The organism is Clostridium sp. HGF2, from assembly GCF_964240115.1.
Taxonomy (GTDB): Bacteria; Bacillota_I; Bacilli_A; order Erysipelotrichales; family Erysipelotrichaceae; genus Clostridium_AQ; species Clostridium_AQ innocuum.
The window spans coordinates 142,533-160,871 of sequence record NZ_CAXSSO010000009.1 but is presented as its reverse complement, the minus strand read 5'-3'; the positions used below and the strand labels follow the sequence as shown (position 1 = coordinate 160,871).

The 18,339-nt window shown below is 46.5% G+C and carries 20 protein-coding genes; 16 read left to right on the top strand and 4 right to left on the bottom strand.

What is annotated here, in order from left to right:
- The first annotated feature begins 1 nt into the window (after position 1).
- Positions 2 to 1,015, top strand: a complete 1,014-nt coding sequence (ruvB, locus tag ACESPQ_RS15725; protein ID WP_022300487.1) for a Holliday junction branch migration DNA helicase RuvB — start codon at positions 2 to 4, stop codon at positions 1,013 to 1,015.
- Between the two features lies 1 nt (position 1,016).
- Here ruvB and ACESPQ_RS15720 read toward each other — a convergent pair whose 3' ends face one another.
- Positions 1,017 to 1,370 carry a DUF3792 family protein gene (locus ACESPQ_RS15720; protein ID WP_022300486.1) on the bottom strand — a complete coding sequence of 118 codons (354 nt, stop codon included), beginning with the start codon at positions 1,368 to 1,370 and terminating at the stop codon, positions 1,017 to 1,019.
- 63 nt (positions 1,371 to 1,433) lie between these two features.
- Between ACESPQ_RS15720 and ACESPQ_RS15715 the strand changes: the two genes are divergently transcribed.
- Entirely contained in the window at positions 1,434 to 2,096 is a 663-nt protein-coding gene (locus ACESPQ_RS15715; protein ID WP_022300485.1) for a DUF421 domain-containing protein, read from the top strand.
- On the opposite strand, the gene ACESPQ_RS15710 is transcribed toward ACESPQ_RS15715, so the two are convergent.
- Positions 2,093 to 3,397 (bottom strand): oligosaccharide flippase family protein, encoded by a 1,305-nt coding sequence (locus ACESPQ_RS15710; RefSeq protein WP_224727199.1) that lies wholly within the window; start codon positions 3,395 to 3,397, stop codon positions 2,093 to 2,095. The two genes, ACESPQ_RS15715 and ACESPQ_RS15710, sit on opposite strands and share 4 nt — an antisense overlap.
- A 141-nt stretch (positions 3,398 to 3,538) precedes the next feature.
- On the opposite strand from ACESPQ_RS15710, the gene ACESPQ_RS15705 reads away from it, so the two are divergent.
- From ACESPQ_RS15705 to ACESPQ_RS15655, 11 genes are all read left to right on the top strand, one after another.
- Positions 3,539 to 3,829 (top strand): post-transcriptional regulator, encoded by a 291-nt coding sequence (locus ACESPQ_RS15705; protein WP_002609229.1) that lies wholly within the window; start codon positions 3,539 to 3,541, stop codon positions 3,827 to 3,829.
- Positions 3,826 to 6,117, top strand: a complete 2,292-nt coding sequence (gene secD / locus ACESPQ_RS15700) for a protein translocase subunit SecD (protein WP_257379273.1) — start codon at positions 3,826 to 3,828, stop codon at positions 6,115 to 6,117. The genes ACESPQ_RS15705 and secD overlap by 4 nt, the downstream gene beginning before the upstream one ends.
- 92 nt (positions 6,118 to 6,209) lie before the next feature.
- A complete protein-coding gene (locus tag ACESPQ_RS15695) occupies positions 6,210 to 7,817 on the top strand; it encodes a single-stranded-DNA-specific exonuclease RecJ (protein ID WP_002609227.1) in 1,608 nt (535 codons plus the stop codon).
- 61 nt (positions 7,818 to 7,878) lie between these two features.
- A complete protein-coding gene (locus ACESPQ_RS15690; RefSeq protein WP_002609226.1) occupies positions 7,879 to 8,394 on the top strand; it encodes an adenine phosphoribosyltransferase in 516 nt (171 codons plus the stop codon).
- A gap of 46 nt (positions 8,395 to 8,440) precedes the next feature.
- Positions 8,441 to 10,642: a RelA/SpoT family protein gene (locus ACESPQ_RS15685; protein WP_009587392.1), complete on the top strand. Its 2,202-nt coding sequence runs from the start codon at positions 8,441 to 8,443 to the stop codon at positions 10,640 to 10,642.
- 40 nt (positions 10,643 to 10,682) lie between these two features.
- The gene (locus ACESPQ_RS15680) at positions 10,683 to 11,183 is read left to right on the top strand and encodes a GNAT family N-acetyltransferase (RefSeq protein WP_118002639.1); all 501 of its coding nucleotides are present in this window, start codon (positions 10,683 to 10,685) and stop codon (positions 11,181 to 11,183) included.
- Between the two features lie 62 nt (positions 11,184 to 11,245).
- Positions 11,246 to 11,617, top strand: coding sequence for a hypothetical protein (locus ACESPQ_RS15675; protein WP_233105556.1), 372 nt, complete (start codon positions 11,246 to 11,248; stop codon positions 11,615 to 11,617).
- A gap of 35 nt (positions 11,618 to 11,652) precedes the next feature.
- Positions 11,653 to 12,081, top strand: coding sequence for a hypothetical protein (locus ACESPQ_RS15670; RefSeq protein ID WP_009270369.1), 429 nt, complete (start codon positions 11,653 to 11,655; stop codon positions 12,079 to 12,081).
- A 450-nt stretch (positions 12,082 to 12,531) separates the two neighbouring features.
- A complete protein-coding gene (locus ACESPQ_RS15665) occupies positions 12,532 to 13,005 on the top strand; it encodes a GNAT family N-acetyltransferase (protein WP_109769979.1) in 474 nt (157 codons plus the stop codon).
- 74 nt (positions 13,006 to 13,079) lie between these two features.
- Entirely contained in the window at positions 13,080 to 13,418 is a 339-nt protein-coding gene (locus ACESPQ_RS15660; protein ID WP_257379270.1) for a flavodoxin family protein, read from the top strand.
- A gap of 431 nt (positions 13,419 to 13,849) precedes the next feature.
- Entirely contained in the window at positions 13,850 to 14,341 is a 492-nt protein-coding gene (locus tag ACESPQ_RS15655) for a nucleotidyltransferase domain-containing protein (protein ID WP_109769980.1), read from the top strand.
- A gap of 225 nt (positions 14,342 to 14,566) precedes the next feature.
- On the opposite strand, the gene ACESPQ_RS15650 is transcribed toward ACESPQ_RS15655, so the two are convergent.
- Together ACESPQ_RS15650 and ACESPQ_RS15645 are read right to left on the bottom strand one after the other, a co-directional pair.
- Positions 14,567 to 15,145 carry a YdcF family protein gene (locus ACESPQ_RS15650; protein ID WP_257335559.1) on the bottom strand — a complete coding sequence of 193 codons (579 nt, stop codon included), beginning with the start codon at positions 15,143 to 15,145 and terminating at the stop codon, positions 14,567 to 14,569.
- A complete protein-coding gene (locus ACESPQ_RS15645) occupies positions 15,142 to 16,248 on the bottom strand; it encodes a nucleotidyltransferase family protein (protein WP_002609217.1) in 1,107 nt (368 codons plus the stop codon). Before ACESPQ_RS15645 ends, ACESPQ_RS15650 begins: the two co-directional genes overlap by 4 nt.
- Before the next feature lie 161 nt (positions 16,249 to 16,409).
- Here ACESPQ_RS15645 and ACESPQ_RS15640 point away from each other — a divergent pair, with 161 nt between their 5' ends.
- The 3 genes from ACESPQ_RS15640 to rpmF all read left to right on the top strand — a co-directional run bounded on the left by ACESPQ_RS15640 (position 16,410) and on the right by rpmF (position 18,198).
- Positions 16,410 to 17,348 carry an alpha/beta fold hydrolase gene (locus tag ACESPQ_RS15640; RefSeq protein WP_002609216.1) on the top strand — a complete coding sequence of 313 codons (939 nt, stop codon included), beginning with the start codon at positions 16,410 to 16,412 and terminating at the stop codon, positions 17,346 to 17,348.
- 169 nt (positions 17,349 to 17,517) lie between these two features.
- Positions 17,518 to 18,012, top strand: coding sequence for a YceD family protein (locus ACESPQ_RS15635; RefSeq protein WP_257337535.1), 495 nt, complete (start codon positions 17,518 to 17,520; stop codon positions 18,010 to 18,012).
- 15 nt (positions 18,013 to 18,027) lie between these two features.
- Positions 18,028 to 18,198, top strand: a complete 171-nt coding sequence (gene rpmF, locus ACESPQ_RS15630) for a 50S ribosomal protein L32 (RefSeq protein WP_002609214.1) — start codon at positions 18,028 to 18,030, stop codon at positions 18,196 to 18,198.
- Positions 18,199 to 18,339: the final 141 nt, after the last annotated feature.

Genomic DNA, 18,339 nt, shown 5'->3' with positions numbered 1-18,339 from the left:
AATGGAGAGAATTTTATCAAATGAATCGCAGAGTTTGGATGAGGAAGCATCCCTGCGCCCCCAGAGTCTGCGTGAATATATCGGACAGCGACAGCTGAAGGAAAACCTGTCGGTGTTTATTGAGGCCGCAAAGCAGCGAAATGAAGCGCTTGATCATGTTTTGCTGTACGGCCCTCCCGGACTGGGAAAAACAACCCTGTCCTATATACTGGCGAATGAAATGGGGGGCAGTATTAAGACGACGAGCGGCCCCTCGATTGAAAAGGGCGGGGATCTGGCAGCCATACTGTCAACACTGGAGCCCGGGGATGTTTTGTTTATTGATGAAATCCATCGTCTGCCGAAGCAGGTTGAGGAAATTTTGTATCCTGCCATGGAGGATTATTGTATCGATATCGTTGTCGGCAAGGACAGCGCAACCACCAGAAGTATACGGCTGGAGCTGCCGCCCTTCACGCTTGTCGGGGCTACGACACGTGCGGGCGATCTGACAGCGCCGCTGCGTGATCGTTTCGGTATCGTTTCCCAGCTGGAATTTTATGAGCTTGCGGAGCTGCAGCAGATCATTTCCAGAACCTCCCGTGTCATGGATACGGAAATCGAGGAGGAGGCCGTGCTGGAGATTGCTTTGCGCTCCCGCGGCACACCGCGAATCGCGAACCGCTTGTTTCGCCGTGTGCGTGATTTTGCGACCGTTATGAATGACGGCATCATCAGTAAGCAGATTGCGGAAATGGCACTGGATAAATTAAAGGTCGACCATCTGGGATTAGATAATGTCGACCATAAGTATCTGAAGGGGATCATTGAGCGCTTCAAGGGAGGACCGGTTGGTCTGGAAGCGCTGGCCAGCAGCATCGGAGAAGAAACGATGACGCTGGAGGATGTGTATGAGCCGTATCTTCTGCAAATCGGCTTTATCAACCGCACACCGCGCGGACGTGTTGTAACAGAGAAGGCCTATCGCCATCTCGGCTATGATCTGCGGGAGGGGCTGTTTCTGCACACAGACTGATTTATCCCTTGTGCGTACGCGAGAATGCAATGACGGCAGCTGCGTTATAAACCAGTGCCTTACTGAGATTTTCAAGCAGTGCAGGCAGTGAGAAGCCGCTCAGCAGCAGGGACAGCAGAAAGAATACGGCAGCAACAGGAAGCGCATGAAACAGCGCTTTTTTATTTACGCCAATGCCCAGCAATGCACCGCCGGCTCCATAGGCAATGATACCGCCGATCCAGTTCAAAATGTGAAAAGTCGAAGTCGATACTGCATGAAAATAGTATAAAGCAGCAAATACAAGAGAGAATAACAATGTGAGCGCAAGCAGCACGGCTACGGAGCGCACATAGGTCTGTAGTTTGAATTTCATAAGTGGTCACCTCAGTCTACTGTATGAAATTTACGTACAAACTATGCAGGAAAGGATGGTTTAATGCAGGAATATATAAATCTGATGGTGAAGTGCTTTATCGTATATTTTGTGATAATTTTTGCCCTTCGCATCATGGGGAAACGGGAAGTCGGTGAGCTTTCTGTCTTTGATATCGTGATTTACCTTGTTATGAGTGAGCTGCTGGCAATCTCCATTACGGATACGCATGAAAGCATTCTGAAGTCACTTGTTCCAATCTTCACGCTGGCTTTTTTACAAATTGTGATTTCCTGGGTGCTTTTGAAAAGCAAAAAGACCAGAGATATCTTTGACGGTAAGAATGCGATTCTGATTCATAACGGACATATCAATCAGAGCATCATGAAAAGGGAGCGCTACAACATTGACGATCTCATGTCTCAGATTCGCAGCAAGGATTTGTGTACACCGGATGAGGTTGCCTTTGCAGTGCTGGAGAACAACGGACAGCTCTCCATTCTGCCGAAAAACAAATGCAAGGTGAAGCACCCCGATCCTCTCATCAGCGATGGAACAATCAACAAAAAGGCGCTGCAGGATTTGTCACGGGATGAGGAATGGCTGAAAAACGCCCTGAAGAGAGAGGGCGTGGAGAGTGTGGATGATGTGTTTCTGTGCATTTATCAAAACAACGGCATGTTTGTCATCAAGAAGGAAATGAATTCCAAGGATACCTTCTTTTAATTGTTCTTGAAGGCGATGAACAGGCGGACAGCGTGCATGGTGGTTGTAATGAGCATCCCGGCTGTCAGTGCAATGGGCAAAGAGGCCTCCATGCAGGTTCTGGTCAGAAACAGCACACATAAGATCCGTACCAGAGAGCCGCTCAGGGTGTCTGCGACGGTCTGCTTGCTTAAGGATAAGGCATGGAGCATGCTGGACAGGGGAGGCTGCAGGGAATACAAAGCAAACGGGATGGCCAGCTGCTTGAGCAGCAGGGCACCGTGGGTGTTGTGATAAAACAGGTAAAGCAGCTGCTCCGGAAACAGATAGCAGATCACACTGCAGCCCAGACCGACCAGAAAGCAGCAGCCGATGATCATCGAAAACAGACGGCGTGCATGATCGTAGTACCCTCTGGAATAGGAATAGGTAAAGGATGGCAGCAGAAAGTTGCTCAGTGTTACGGTGATAAAGCTTGGCATGGTAATGATGGGCAGTACATAGCCGTTGAGCTGTCCATAGGCGCCTACCATGGCGGCGGATGCTGCCGTGCCAAGCCCCAATACCATGACAATCGGCTCCATGAAATAGGTAAGGGAGCCGATGAGACGGCTGCCTGTCATAGGTATGGATACCGTCAGCACCTCATCAAACTGTCGGCGGTTTAGATCGCTGAACAAACGCGGAATCCTGGAAAGGGTTCTTTTTTGTCTGCGCAGGGAGATGAGCATAAACAGTGCGCTGCACGCCTCACCAACGCTGACAGACAGCATTGCGATACGGGCCATGGTGATTGCGTCGGTAAAGGGATGCAGATAGAAAACCACAAACAGAAACAGGATGCGGCTGCCTTCTTCAAACAGCTGGGAGGAGGTTGCCTGCACGTGATGCTGCAGACCGAACAGATATCCCTTCAGGATACCGGACAGCGATACCAGTGGAATCAGCGGTATAATGGCATACAGGACGGGCAGAATTTCCTTCTGCTTGAGGATGCGGGTAGCCAGAAAGGGAAGCACGAGCAGAAAGGTCAAAATGATAACGGCATTATTCAACAGGGAAAGAATCACACTGACCTTCAGCGGCTGATGGGGATGGTCGCTTTGCGCAATCACCTTGGATAAGGCCCCGGGGATTCCCATCTGCGCCAGGGTGATGAAAAAGACCATGGTCGGTGCTGCCAGGGTATAATAGTTCATAGCCGAGGGGCTCAGGGTTCTGGCAAGCATGATGCGCACGATGAAAGAAAGGGCCTTGGCAATCACGGATACAATTACCAGAATCACAGTAGACTGCAGTACGGTTTTCTTCAAATAAATCACTCCAATCCAGCTTGCAGATCATGAAAAAAATTGGCGATGTAATGATTTTAAAAGACAAAGTGCGGATTCGGGATAAAAAAATACATTGCTTTCATTCATAATTGAAGCTATAATAATGTTTATGATATTAAGGAGGAGCTTATGAGTGGTCAAAGTGAAATCGAAGATAAATACATAAAACTTGCTATTGCTTTGAAAACAAATCAGTTGAAACGAGAAGAGTTATCTTCCTTGACATATCAGCATGTAGAAAGCTCGTTGAAGGAGCATTGGCGCTTTCGCAAGCCCGGAAGCATCCATGAGGCGGTAGAGGATATCCAGCAGCTCAGCGCAAGCGATGTGGTGGCCTATTTGTCTACGCAGGCCGTGATTATGGGCTCCCGTATGAACCTCAACGACTTTGATGATTTATTTGGAGGAGATAAACAATGAAGAAATCACGTCTCGTGGTCTTTGTGATAACCGTGTTGACCATACTGACACTGATTGTGACCTGCACACCGTCCGTTCGCAAGAATATGAAGCTGGGGCTGGATTTACAGGGTGGCTTTGAAATCCTGTATGAAGTGAGTCCACTGGAGGGCAAAAAGCTTCCTTCCATGACGGCTGTCGCAAAATCAGTGGAAAAACGTGTCGATGTTCTGGGTGTCAATGAACCGGAAATCACAGTGGAAGGCGACAACCGTATCCGTGTGCAGCTCGCCGGTGTTAAAAATGCCGATCAGGCAAGAAGGGTCATCTCTTCAACCGCCAATCTGACATTCCGCGATGTGAATGACAACCTGCTGATGGATTCCACCGTTTTGCAGGAAGGCGGAGCCAGTGTGATGTACGACAATTACGGCAAGCCGATCGTCAGCCTGAAGCTGTCTGATCAGAAGAAATTTTATGAAGTTACACAGAAGGTTTCCCAGATGGGAAGCGGCAATAATCTGATGGTTGCCTGGCTGGATTTTGATTCGGATACCGATTCCTATGCCAAGGAAAAGAACCAGGAAAATCCAAAATTCATCTCTGCCGCCACTGTTAGTGAGGGAATCAATTCCACTAGTGCGCAGATTAGCGGAAGCTTCACCAAGGAGGAGGCAACCGAGCTGAAGGATCTGATCAACTCCGGTTCGCTGCCTGTGAAAATGAGTGAGAAATACAGCAATGCGGTGACTGCCGATTACGGTATCAACGCCTTCAGTGAAACCATGCTGGCTGGCGGTATCGGTATCGCACTGATCATGCTGTTCATGATTCTGTACTACCGTCTACCGGGTCTGATTTCCGCAGTCACACTGGCAACCTATGTCTTTATCGTGTTCCTCATCTATAATGCCATGGGCGCAGTCTTTACCCTGTCGGGTATTGCGGCCCTCGTGCTTGGTGTCGGTATGGCGGCCGATTCCAACATTCTGACATTTGAGCGTATCAAGGACGCGCTGTATTCCGGACGTAGTGTAAAGACCGCCTTTTATGAGGGAAGCTCCAAGTCCTTTATTACGATTTTCGATGCGCAGGTCACAACCTTTATCTGTGCGCTGATTCTGTATATGATGGGTACGGGAAGTGTGAAGGGCTTTGCGACCATGCTGATCGTATCTACGATTTCCACCATCATCCTGATTGTCTTCGTCACAAAATTCCTGCTTTCTCTTCTGGTTGGCAGCGGTTGGCTGAATGACAAGCTGAGCTGGTTCGGCGTGAAGAAGGCTCATGTTCCGGATGTGAGCAAGGGGCAGGAGCGCTTCTATTTCGGCTTCTTTAAGAATTTTGATTTTGTTAAAAATGCAAAATACTTTATCATCGCTTCTGTGACGGTGCTTGTCATCGGTGTGGGATGTATGGCATTTCAGGGCATGAAGGGCAATGGCATTCTGAACTGGGGCATTGATTTCACCAGCGGAACCAAGCTGACGGTACAAAGCGATACGGCGATTTCCAGGGATAAGCTGAACGATCAGCTGAAGAGTCTTGGAATCAATGCAAGCAGTATTAAAATCAACGGTGAAAAGGATAATGTGGCAAATATCTTTGTGAAGGATGCCATTGATGAACATAAGATGGATACCGTAAAGGCGGGATTGAAGAAAACCTATCAGCACGATGTCAATGACAACGTGGTAACTCCGGTGATCGGGCAGGAGCTGGTGCGCAGTGCAATTCTGATCTCCATTCTGGCATGGATCGGCGTTCTGATTTATATTTCCATCCGCTTCAAGTGGGATTATGCAATCAGCGGTATTGTCGGACTGATTCATGATGTCTTCTTCGTGCTTGCGGCCTGTGCGATTTTCCGTCTGGAGGTTAATACGGAAATCATCGCCGTGCTGCTGACGGTGATCGGATATTCCATTAACAACTCGATTGTCGTCTTTGACCGTATCCGTGATGAGATGAAGGGGCGCAAGCTTGCGACAACGACAAAAGCGGAATATCGTGAAATCGTAAATGAAGCGCTGCAGAGAACGGCGACAAGATCCATTCTCTCCACGCTGACAACGATTCTGCCGGTTGTGTGCCTGCTGTTCTTCGGAAGCAGTGCCATCCGTATCTTCTGTCTGGCGCTGTTCATCGGTATCGCCTGTGGTGCGGGGAGCTCCCTGTTTGTCGCAGCGCAGCTGTGGTATCAGATCCGTATCCATCAGAATCCGAAAAAGCATGTAAAAAAGAAACGCAAAAAGAAAAAGGATGAACTGGAGGAAATGATCATTCCGGGCATGAACGACTATTAAAACAACGGAGATATCTGTGACAGCAGATATCTCTTTTGCTTTCTTAAGGCAAAAGAGGAGAAAGTGTGGTATGATATTTCACGGTGATAAATATGCAGATACATAAATTACAGAGCGAACGCTCGCAACAGATACAGGAAATGCATCATGTGAGTGCCTTGTGCGCTAAGGTGCTGGCCTCCAGGGGGTTAAAGGATGAACAGATAGCTGAGCTTTTGCAGAAGCCGCAGCTGGCAGACCCGTTTACGGCAAACGGAATGCAGGAGGTTGCAAAGCGCATCTATCAGGCGAAGCAGAATAAGGAGCGAGTTATGGTATGCGGAGATTATGATGCGGACGGTATTTGCTCCACAGCGATTCTTGTGGATGCGTTGCGCCGCTATGGCATACAGGCCGGTTTTTATATACCGAACCGCTTTGCAGAGGGCTACGGTCTGCAGAAGCATACGGTGGAGCTGGCACATGAAAAGGGATACAGCCTGCTGATCACCGTTGATAACGGCGTGAAGGCACTGGATGCGCTCACGGAGGCAAGAAACAGAGGGGTGGATGTAATCGTTACGGATCATCATGCCATGGATGAGGAATTCCCCTGTCTGTATCTGCTGCATCCGTTTCTGATGGGGGAACGCTTTGAAACATTGTCCGGAGCCGGCGTTGCGCTGGAGATTTCCCGTGCACTGCTGGGGGAGGTAAAGGAGCATGTGGTGCTGGCCTGTGTTGCCGCCATTGCCGATGTGATGCCGCTGCGTCAGGAAACAAGGGCAATTGTGCAGCTCGGACTGCAATACCTCCGTCAGGGCATCTGTCAGCCGATTCAGCTGCTGGCCAATGACCGTTATCCGAAATGGGATGAAACGCTGATCGCCTTTCAGATCGTGCCAAAGCTGAATACGACGGGACGGCTTGCGGATATTGCAAATGCCAACAATACCGTGCGGTATCTGCTGAGTACGAATCTGGAGCAGCTGCAGCATATGGCAAAGCAGATACGGGAGCTGAATGATCGCCGGAAAACGATGAGCGATGACATGGTCAAGGTGGCACGCACGCTGGTACGCCCGGAATATCGGTTTCAGCTGCTGTTTCATGACTCCTTTCATGAAGGTATGGCCGGGCTTGTGGCAGGTAAGCTCAGTGAGGAGCTGCAGCTTCCCGTCATGGTCGCCGCTCAGCGAGAGCAGATGTTTAAGGGCAGTATCCGCTCACTGGATCTGCTGGATCTGACGACCTTTTTTGATGCCTGCCGGCCTTCGCTTTCCGCTTATGGCGGTCACAAGGCGGCTGCCGGTATCGGTTTTCCTTATGAGAATAAACAAATCGTGCAGGACTATGTCAATACCCGCATGGAGGGGATTCACTTCCAACAGGAAAAAAGCTATGATGTGATTCCCATCCGTGTTCAGGAGGCTACACTGGCAGAGGTGGAGAGCCTGTCTGTGCTGGGACCTTTTGGCTGCGGCTTTGAAGAACCGCTGTTTTATCTGGAGGAAGCAAGCGTGCAGGGCTGCCGGTTGCTGGGCAACCGGGAGCATGCGAAATGGATACTGAGTGACAGCCTTGAAGCAATGTATTTTCGCTGCGGCAACGCATATGAACGCCTGCATGAGAAAAACAATGTAAATTTTATTGGAAATCTTCGAATAAATTCCTTTATGGGAAGAAAAAAAGTGAATATTTTTGTAACAGAGGCGTATTAGCTAATGCTTTTTCAGAAAGAATTTGATATAATACATGCATAAGTGCTAGGAGGCTACACACATGAATTTTAAAGATTATATTGCCAGTATTCCTGATTTTCCTCAGGAAGGGGTTTTGTTTCGTGATATAACACCGCTGATGGCGGATGGGAAGGCGTTTCAGGAGGCCTGTGATAAGGTGATTGACTTTGCCAGATCCGTGAAAGCCGACGTCATTGTCGGTCCGGAATCCCGCGGCTTTATCTTCGGCTGTCCGGTCGCCTATGAGCTGGGAATCGGATTTGTACCGGTACGCAAGCCGGGCAAGCTGCCAAGAGAAACCGTAAGCGTATCCTATGATCTGGAATACGGAAGCAATGAGCTGCATGTTCACAGGGACGGCATCAAAAAAGGACAGCGGGTGCTGATCGTGGATGATCTTCTGGCTACCGGCGGTACCGTGGATGCGACCATTCAAATCGTACAGGAGCTGGGCGGAGAGGTTGCCGGCTGTGCGTTCCTGATTGAGCTTGCGGGCTTGAAGGGCCGGGAGCATTTAAAGGATTTTAATGTATTTTCCTTAATGTCTTACGAATAATAAAAACAAAGGGGAGCTTCCCCTTTTCTTGAATGCGGGTGATACTATGGTAAGTAAGAATGTCGTGACCTTTGATGAAATGATGGTTGAGGTCAGAAAATATATCAAAAAAGAAGAAAATATCGATCTGATCACAAGAGCATATCTGTGTGCGGAGAAAAATCATACGGGGCAGTACCGCAAAAGCGGGGAGCCGTATATTATTCATGCGATACAGGTCGGCTACATACTGACGATGCTTCGTACAGGACCAAAGACGATTGCGGCAGGCTTTCTGCATGATGTGGTGGAGGACTGTGACGTTACCATTCAGGAAATGAGTGATATGTTCGGAGAGGAAGTCGCCTCTCTGGTAGAGTCGGTCACAAAAATTGGTGCCCTGAAATTCAAGGATGAAAAAGAATATCTCGCCAGCAATCATCGTAAGATATTTATTGCTATGGCAAAGGATGTTAGAGTTATACTGATCAAGCTGGCAGACCGCCTTCACAATATGCGCACACTGCAGTATATGCGTCCGGAAAAGCAGAAGAAAATAGCTTCTGAAACTCTGGAGGTCTATGCGCCGATTGCACACCGTCTCGGTATTAGTGATATCAAGAACGAGCTGGAGGATCTGTGCTTTCAGTATTTGAACAAGGAAAAATATTATGAGATTGCAAAGCTGGTAGAAAAGCGCAAGACAGAGCGTGATGAGCAGGTGCAGCGCATGATTGCCGATATCAGCTCTCTGCTGGATGCCCATCATATCGGCTATCGCATTTTTGGAAGAAGCAAGCACTTGTACAGCATCTATAAGAAAATGATGACGAAAAACAAGCGGTTTGAGGAAATTCTCGACCTGCTGGCGATCCGTATTATCACGGATACCGATACTGCCTGCTATGAAACACTGGGCTATATCCATGCAAAGTACCGACCGATTCCGGGACGCTTCAAGGACTATATCGCCATGCCGAAGGTGAATATGTACCAGTCCTTGCATACGACGATCGTTGCGGAGGATGGCAATATCTTCGAGGTGCAGATTCGTACCGAAGCGATGGATGCCGTGGCAGAGCAGGGTATTGCGGCGCACTGGCGCTATAAGGAAAACATCAATGGCGGACGCGAGGTGCATCAGAAGGAAATCGAGGAACAGCTGCACTGGTTTAAGGATTTCAGTGTCATGAGCGATGAGGTCAATGATGATGCCATGGAATACATGAATCTCTTGCAGAAGGATATTTTTGAAGCAAATGTGTATGTCATGACACCGAAGGGCAAGGTGATTGCGCTGCCCAATGGCTCCACTCCGATCGATTTTGCCTATCGCGTGCATACTGAGGTCGGACATCATACCGTAGGAGCGACCATCAACGGTGTTCTCATGCCGTTGAATACGAAGCTGAAAACCGGGGATGTTGTCAACATCCGTACCTCCAAGCAGTCGCCGGGTCCAAGTGAAGACTGGATCAAGGTCGTGAAATCGGCGCACGCCAGAAACAAAATCCGTTCCTTTTTCCAGAAGCAGGAAAGCGAACGCCGCAGCATGGATATCAAAAAGGGTGAGGAGCTGCTTGTCGAGGAGCTGAAACGGCGGAATCTGGATGCGGATACGTATACCGAGCAGAAAAAGCTGGAAAGCATTGCCGGCTCCCTAAGCTTTAATTCCTATCAGGATTTGATGTACGCAATCGGTGTGAAGCAGGTGTCGCTGCCATCGGTCATCGACCGTCTGGTGAAGCATAAGACCAGTGTTCCGCTGGATAATGAAGAGCTGGCAAAGATGTTTAACCGTCAGGAACGCAAGAAGAAGCCGTCCGCTACCGGCATCCGCATTGCCGGTATCGAGTCGATGAAAATCAGTCTTGCGGCATGCTGTGCACCGGTTCCGGGGGATGAAATTATCGGTTATATTACCAAGGGGGCAGGTGTTAAGGTACACCGTGCCGACTGCCCGAATATTATAAACGAAAAGCAGCGGCTGATTCCGGTGGAATGGGATGAGAATATCGAGCAGAAGACCTATGAGGTCAAGCTGATCGTCAAATCCACGGATCGCAATTTCCTGCTGAGTGATATTGTGACGGTCGTGTCTCAGTGCAAGGCCGGTCTGCAGCATGTGGATTCCACAGTGGAGGAGGACCGGATATCCGCGACGACGAAAATGACGGTGGTCGTAGAAAATTCCGAGCATCTACGCAGTCTGATGGCGAATCTGCAAAAGGTGAACAGTGTGAAGTCCGTCGAACGAGTGATACAGTAAGACCTTCCTAGAAGGTCTTTTTGAAAGGGAGGATGAGGCTATGCTGCACATACGACAGGCAAGAGAAGCGGACAAGCCGGCAATCGAGGCGATGTATGAAAGAAGGGTGCGTTATAATGATGCGCACGGCATCCATCAGTGGAATCCGGATGAGGTGAGCTGGGAGGCGTTTTCCAAGCTGTATACAATTGCGGATTATTATGTAGGAACCGTAAAAGAGAAGGTGGTATGCGGTTTGTTCATCGTGGATGAGGATGCCCTGTACTGGTCGGACATGGAAAAGGGGACATCGCTGTATCTGCATAAAATCTGTGTGGACCCCGCTTACAGCGGAAATGGGTATGCGGATGCCATGATTCAATATTTTATTGAAAAGGGACGCAGGGAAGGCTATCCCGACGTGCGTCTGGATGTGCGCGAGCATAAGGATAAGCTTCGAAGGATGTATGAGCGAAACGGATTTCAGCTGTACAAAACAGGGCGATTTCATCCCGACTTTACAACAGCTTTATATATCTATCCGTTTGAAAAGGCCGTATAGCTTTCTATGCCGGTATCATAGCAACTGGTGTAATTGCTGAATTTGAATTTGAAGAGGAGACTATGATGATAGCTATAATAGGTGCAAGTACGTTTTCGGTGGTAATTATCTTATCTGTTCTTTTGATATGTGGACTGCCATTGGGCGAATTAACAATGGGAGGACGATATAAGGTTTTTCCGCAAAAGCTCAGAATCGTGTTAGTGCTTCAGTTAGCACTGCAAATGTTTTTTGTAATCATAATTTTGCAAATGGGAGGGATCGTTCCTTTATGGTTTTCCCGGAATATAACAAAAATAATTTGTGTTATTATGGCGGCATATCTTTCGTTAAATACCGTTATGAATTGTATTTCAAAAAGTAAGAAAGAAAAAGTTGTTATGACACCGCTTTCGCTGATTTCAGCAATTTGCTTTTGGGTTACTGCGCTGTAAAAAACAGTGTTATTAGAATTTGCGGAGGGAAACTCATGAAGAAAGTGATAGAGATGGTAGTTTGCTGTATGCTGATCGTAACATTAGTCGGATGCAAAAACGCTGTGACAACAAATGTAAAGATTGATTATGGAACATCTGCAATCTACACAAAAGAAGATATGGATTCTGCAATAGATACTATAAAAGAAACCTTCAAATCGTTTGAGGGATGTGAGCTGTATACTCTTTCATATTCATCCGATGATGTTTGTAGGGATGAAGAAAATATTGCATGGATGAACGATTTAGAGAGAGCTAATGATAATAAGCAGATTTTTACACAATGTATTATGTTTGATAGCAGCTTTCGCTCTCCGAAAAAAGGTGGCGGGGCTTGGGAACCTAACGAGGAATATACATGGTCTTGGTGGTTAGCTCGGAGTGAAGGTGGGGAATGGAAACTAATGACTTACGGATATTAAAGAGCGACTATTTCAGCTTATCTAGCAGAATGATAAGTTGCAGAGATGAAAAACACGAAAATTATCAAAGCATCAGATAGGAATTCAATATTGACAGAGCAGCATTTCTTCATAACAGAGGAAGAAAAGTGTGTATGAAAAAATATGTGCAACAGGCATAAAAGAGATACCTTGTCCGTTATTGAAGAAAACGAAAATCAGGTCCCGAATAAGGGAAAGGCTTGGGCAGAGAATTGCTTACATACGCAATAGATAAATATTTCAGTGAATGATCTGGAGTAAATGAACAAACCCCTCTTGCAAAAGGGTTTTATGAATATATGGGATGTAAAATATGGAAAAGGACTGGTGTGATGAACAAGGCAATTCATACCCACTTCTAAATATGAAATTGATTGATGAATTCAGTGAAGAAGTGAGAAAAACAGGAATTCATAAAGAGGTTAAGAAATGAAGTATACGATTAGAGAATTAAGCTCAAATGAGTATAAGATACTGGAAGATTTTTTATATGAAGCAATATTCCTTCCAGAGGGTGTGGATTCGCCATCGAGAGATATTATAAAGCAACCTGAATTGCAGCTGTACATCAGTGAGTTTGGCAAAGAAGATGATAATGCTTTCGTTGCAGAAATTGATGGAAAAGTTGTTGGTGCAGTCTGGACTCGCATAATGAATGATTACGGACATATTGATGATCGGACTCCTTCTTTTGCAATTTCCCTATACAAGGAATATCGAGGTCTTGGAATCGGAACAGAGATGATGAGACAAATGCTTGTAGTTTTACAGGAGAAAGGGTATAGAAAGGCTTCTCTTGCTGTTCAGCAAGCAAACTATGCAGTCAGAATGTATCAACGGGTTGGTTTTGAAATTGTGGATAAGAATGAAGAAGAATATATTATGGTTTGCAATTTGAAGTAATCAAATTTCTCAAAATTCATTTATCTTATTCAGATGGGGGAATAGAGCTACTATATAGCGAAAGAGGTGTGGCTGTGAACATATTGATTCTTTATTATTCCGGTGTAGGTAGCACAAAAATGGTTGCTACAAAAATATTCCATGAATTGCAAGGCTCGCATGAAGCTACTCTAGCTTCTATCGAAGATTTGTCAACGGATATAACCATAGCTGAGTATGATAGTCTGGTGATAGGTTTCCCCACCATTCACGCTGCTCCTGCATACCCATACTTACCTTTATCAAACAGATGGAGCAACTTGAAAACTCTATTCAGGCTTTCCTTTTTACAACCTGTGGATTATATCGGCAAACACGTTAAGGATATTCGCAAAACAGTGCGAGAAGAAAAACATGATTACGATTCTAAGTAGAAGTTATCGCTGTGCTGCTACGGATGGGGTTTTACTTGCACCCGCTATACATATATGGTCATGCCATGAAAAACGATTAGACAAAAAAGTGGAGAATGATGTCAGCGTTTTTTTCAGGCGTTGTAATGATCCGGTAGTTGCTGATATTCCGCGTTTTAAAATATATAGTATATTGAACTACCCCAATAAATTTTTCGGACAGCGGTTTTCTCCTCCAATATACACTCATAAACAGCATTGCGTTTTATGCGGGAAATAGGTGCATTCACCATTGCCCTAAAAAGGCGCTGTCATTGTCCAAAAAGCGTCCTCCATTAAAAACACTGAACGATGGATGTAATTGGACGGAATAAACTTTCGTATGTGAGTTGCATAGACCAATCCAGTGTATGTAATTGGAGTAGTGGTGATAGAAAATAAAAGGAGACTGTATGAGCAGAAAAAAAGTCACAACAAAAGAAGATATCATAACGGTTATCGATATATTGGAAAATGCAGAAATAACATATTGGATTGACGGCGGCTGGGGTGTTGATATACTGGCTGGAAAGCAAACAAGAGATCATAGAGATATTGATATTAATTTTGATTCCCGATATACAGAAAAACTGTTGCATATTCTTTTTGAATACGGATATGAAATAGATACGGATTGGAAACCTGTAAGAATGGAGCTGTACAGTGAAAAATACGAATATTTGGATATACACCCATTCGTTTTGCATGAGGACGGTACCGCAAAGCAGGCGTCATTGGAGGGGGACTGGTATCAGTTTGATAAAGACCTTTTTGGCAGCTCTGTTTTTGAAGGTAGAACAATTCCCTGTATATCTGTAAAGGGACAAAAGCTCTTTTATTCAGGCTATGAATTAAGAGATAAGGACAGGCATGATATTTTGATTCTTGAACGCATGACGGAATAGGGTATCGCACCGCAAATTGCATTTTGTATGATGAGTGAGGCTTTGAAGTCATCATACGGTAGATCCTTTTGATATTGTATATTCCGGAAACACATGATGCTTCTATTATGACACAAACAGAAGAAAAAACCTCTCTTGTCATCTGAGGGGTCTTTTCACTATGAATGAAAAGCGGGCATTGCCAGGAAGATAACACCTGTCTGTAATCCTGATAACCGAAAAAATTCAGCGCTTCCTTTTTCTATACAGCATCACCTCACAGCGAAGACTGTTCCACATGCGGAAGTATTCAGTTATATAATGCCTGCATTTTTCCTTTTCTGCGGTTTTCTGCATCACATAGTCATCAAAGAATTTCCGTACCATAAAGCTGGCTCTGCGCACATGAAAACAGCTGGTCACAACAATGACGTGCTTCCATGCATGTGCATCACATAGCGTTTTTGCATACAGTAGATTCTCATAAGTGTTTTTCGCCTGACGTTCCAGAAGAAGCGCTGCGCTTGGAATGCTGCATCTGATTGCATATGCCGCCATGATATCCGCTTCCGTGTAAGTGTTTCGCACACTGCCGCCACTGATCAGAATACAGCGGACCCGCTTTTCTTTATACAATGTAATTGCCGCATCCATCCGTGTTTTCTGCACACGGGACAAACTGCCGTCCTCCTCTGCCGGACTGCCAAGGACAATCGCCACATCGTATACTCGATCACTCTGTGGCCTTGGCGGGGCAGGGAAATAATGATACAGAATAAGATTTACTGCAACCACAAGCAGCACAAGTGTAAGCAGACCTGTCATGATGAGATGTACATGGGACTGTGCAGCTCGCTGTCCATGACTTCCTTTCGTTTGGATAACGGGAAGGCACAGGCGTATGCGGCAGTTGTCCGCAGAAAAATTTCCCGATGCTCCTTTGGAATCTGATGAAAGGCGGAAGCGATCGCGATTTCCTTTTGCTTCAGCTCACGCAAATACGCCCTTCCGGTATCATTGAATGCCAGAATCCGCAGAAAGGTACAGGGGGGAAGGCTGTCGATTTCCTGCTTATCCGTATGGGTCAGAATATGGGTAAGACTTCGCTGGATACTGCTGCGTGGATAACGCTGTGTGATGCATGCCTGTAGAAAGGAACCGTAGTCCATGTGCTTGCGGGCATTGCCTTGCAGCATATGCTCCATACCCTCATCCACCAGAAAGCGCTTCTTCAATTCCTCTGCCGGTGTGCTTAGCAGCAGCGTCTGCAAATAAGGATAATAGTCCTCCATGAAAACCCCTTCCTGCAAATCCTCTGCCATGGGTGTTGTATGGCTGATCGGCTTTTTCTCCTTAACGGCTCTGCGTATGGCAGTCGCAGAGCTGATGGCATGCTGAATGTCCTCATCATGGTAACCATTGGTTCGCTGTATGGCGATAGGCTGAATTGCGCTGTCCTTCAGTGCACGAAGATACGCCATTCCCAGAATATCATTACTGGCAACACGTCCATGCACCATTTCCAGCGTCTTTGCCATAGAAATACCGTTTTTTCTCTGCTTCTGATAGTGCTCGTAAGAGGTATCCGCCAGCCGGTGAAGCTGCTGCATGTCAGTTGTTTCACTGCCGAAGACCAGCGTATTGATGCCGGCCAGCTGTAGCAGCGCCACTGCCTGCCTTGCGAAGATGTCCGAACGCTGCACAACATAGGGGTAGGGAAGCTCAATCACCAGATCGCATCCCGCCTGGATCGCCGCCTTTGCACGTGTCCATTTATCAACGATGGCGCATTCACCCCGCTGTACGAAATTTCCGGACATGACCGCAAGCAGGGCATCACAGCCGGAAACTCTGCGTGCCTGCTCGATATGATAGCGATGTCCGTTATGAAACGGATTGTATTCCGTTACAATTCCACAGCTTCGCATGGTATCACCTCCTGCTGTCTTTCAGTATACCATAGCGATTGTTGTATGACTACTGCCAGCTTCTGCTTTTGACACATTTACGGCTTTGTCAAAATGCTGCGGGCAATGCTGTTGAAATTGACACAAGTATGATACAATGCAGGTATAAGGAAGTGAGCACAATGACGACAACATTACAGGAATACAGCTTTATCAGCGATGCGGATGCTTTAGAGATATCCGTGCTGCGCTGCACGCCTGCAGGCAGGCCCCGGGCAATCATCCAGCTGGTACACGGCATGGCGGAGCACAAGGAGCGGTATATGGATTTTATGCAGTATCTTGGAGAGCTGGGATATCTGTGTGTGCTGCATGATCATCGCGGTCATGGCAAAAGTATTCGCGGGGAAGATGATCTGGGCTATATGGGCACAACGAAAGCTGCGGCACTGATAGAAGATATCCGGCAGCTGAATGCGCAGCTGCACAGGGAGTATCCGTCCTTGAAGATTTATATGTTTGGACACAGCATGGGCTCACTGGCGGTACGAGCCTATCTGAAACGCTACGATGATACCATTGATGCACTGATTGTCTGCGGCAGTCCCAGCAAAAATCCGGCTGCCGGAGCCGGAAAGCTGCTGTGCAAGCTTATGAAGTGCATGAAGGGTGCACACTATCGCAGCCCGCTTATACAGAAGATGGCATTCGGCAATCATTGTGATGGCTTTGCAGAGGAGGGCAGCGACAATGTATGGCTGTGCTCGGACATGGAGGTTGTGCGTGCCTATGACCGGGATCCGCTTTGCGGGTATACCTTTACCCTCAACGGATTTGAAAACCTCTTTTCCCTGATGCAGGATGTCTATGAACGCAAAAACTGGACGCTGCGCAACAGGACACTGCCGATTCGCTTTATCGCAGGCAGTGAGGATCCCTGTATCATCAGTCGCGGGAAGTTTCAGGAGGCAGCCGGACTTCTGCGTGAAGTCGGCTACAGCGATGTCAGTGCCAGACTGTTTGACGGCATGCGTCATGAAATACTGAATGAACCGGATCATCTGCTTGTATATGAGGATGTTTCTGCATTTCTTTTAAAGGTGGAAGAAAAAAATACGTAAAATCCAGGAAATGAAAAGAAAAATGAAAAAAATACTTTTCATTCCTCCTGTTTTGTGGTTTAATATATAAGCTAGCCTATGGAAGAGAAGATGGTGTTGACTTTGTCGCAGATTTTCCTTATAATAGGATAGGTCAGACAACGAGGTGATTCTTTTGAAATGGTCCAGAATGGAACTGCTGCAGGCGAAGGATGCAACGATCGAATTTGACGAAATGATCCGATTTGAGCCCGAGGTATTTTCTAAGATGCATCAGATCAGAGGATTGCAGGATGTTACGGTATCAGGGAATGTTCATTACGATGCTTCCAGTGAACGCGTATTTGCGGATCTGGATATTGAAGGCGTGATGATAGTACCGTGTTCTATAACCCTTGAGGATGTAGAATATGATTTCCATACAAAATCTTTAGAAGTGTTCTCCTTCGAAAAGACAGATGACGAAGATGTACACGAAGTTAAAGGTGATGTCGTAGAGTTATTGCCGGTGATCTTTCAATTGATAGTGATGGAGGTTCCCCTGAAAATTGTGAAGGAAGGACTGACACAGTATCCTAAAGGTGACGGTTGGGAAGTTGTCAAAGAGGAAGATTACATAAAAGAAAAAAGCAAAGAAATCGATCCTCGTTTAGCAAAGTTGAAAGAATTCAAATTGGAAGATTAAGTAGGAGGTGCTAACATGGCTGTTCAACAGAGACGTAATTCAAAAACAAGAAAAGCAAAACGTAGAACTCATTATAAATTAGCTGCACCGACATTAGTAAAATGTCCGGCTTGCGGTGAGTACAAGGTGCCGCACAAAATGTGTTCTTGTGGTGAATACAACGGAAAAACCATCGTAGAAAAATAGAGTAAAGGCCGTACATGCGGCTTTTTTTCTGCCTTTTGGAAAAAAGGTTGATGTTTGACCTGTTTCGTGGTATATTATGTACAGATACTTCAACCGGAGTGGGTCAAGCCCACTCCTTCATTATGTTTGTAAAGGAGAATG

Bases quoted from the DNA above. Each gene is read 5' to 3' on its own strand.
- ACESPQ_RS15695 (WP_002609227.1), top strand. From the start codon at position 6,210: ATGCAGATACATAAATTACAGAGCGAACGCTCGCAACAGATACAGGAA.
- ACESPQ_RS15720 (WP_022300486.1), bottom strand. From the start codon at position 1,370: ATGAAATTCAAACTACAGACCTATGTGCGCTCCGTAGCCGTGCTGCTT.
- ACESPQ_RS15635 (WP_257337535.1), top strand. From the start codon at position 17,518: ATGGAACTGCTGCAGGCGAAGGATGCAACGATCGAATTTGACGAAATG.
- ACESPQ_RS15680 (WP_118002639.1), top strand. From the start codon at position 10,683: ATGCTGCACATACGACAGGCAAGAGAAGCGGACAAGCCGGCAATCGAG.
- ACESPQ_RS15670 (WP_009270369.1), top strand. From the start codon at position 11,653: ATGAAGAAAGTGATAGAGATGGTAGTTTGCTGTATGCTGATCGTAACA.
- ACESPQ_RS15650 (WP_257335559.1), bottom strand. From the start codon at position 15,145: ATGACAGGTCTGCTTACACTTGTGCTGCTTGTGGTTGCAGTAAATCTT.
- ACESPQ_RS15690 (WP_002609226.1), top strand. From the start codon at position 7,879: ATGAATTTTAAAGATTATATTGCCAGTATTCCTGATTTTCCTCAGGAA.
- rpmF (WP_002609214.1), top strand. From the start codon at position 18,028: ATGGCTGTTCAACAGAGACGTAATTCAAAAACAAGAAAAGCAAAACGT.
- ACESPQ_RS15685 (WP_009587392.1), top strand. From the start codon at position 8,441: ATGGTAAGTAAGAATGTCGTGACCTTTGATGAAATGATGGTTGAGGTC.
- ACESPQ_RS15655 (WP_109769980.1), top strand. From the start codon at position 13,850: ATGAGCAGAAAAAAAGTCACAACAAAAGAAGATATCATAACGGTTATC.
- ACESPQ_RS15645 (WP_002609217.1), bottom strand. From the start codon at position 16,248: ATGCGAAGCTGTGGAATTGTAACGGAATACAATCCGTTTCATAACGGA.
- secD (WP_257379273.1), top strand. From the start codon at position 3,826: ATGAAGAAATCACGTCTCGTGGTCTTTGTGATAACCGTGTTGACCATA.
- ACESPQ_RS15665 (WP_109769979.1), top strand. From the start codon at position 12,532: ATGAAGTATACGATTAGAGAATTAAGCTCAAATGAGTATAAGATACTG.
- ruvB (WP_022300487.1), top strand. From the start codon at position 2: ATGGAGAGAATTTTATCAAATGAATCGCAGAGTTTGGATGAGGAAGCA.
- ACESPQ_RS15705 (WP_002609229.1), top strand. From the start codon at position 3,539: ATGAGTGGTCAAAGTGAAATCGAAGATAAATACATAAAACTTGCTATT.
- ACESPQ_RS15640 (WP_002609216.1), top strand. From the start codon at position 16,410: ATGACGACAACATTACAGGAATACAGCTTTATCAGCGATGCGGATGCT.
- ACESPQ_RS15675 (WP_233105556.1), top strand. From the start codon at position 11,246: ATGATGATAGCTATAATAGGTGCAAGTACGTTTTCGGTGGTAATTATC.
- ACESPQ_RS15715 (WP_022300485.1), top strand. From the start codon at position 1,434: ATGCAGGAATATATAAATCTGATGGTGAAGTGCTTTATCGTATATTTT.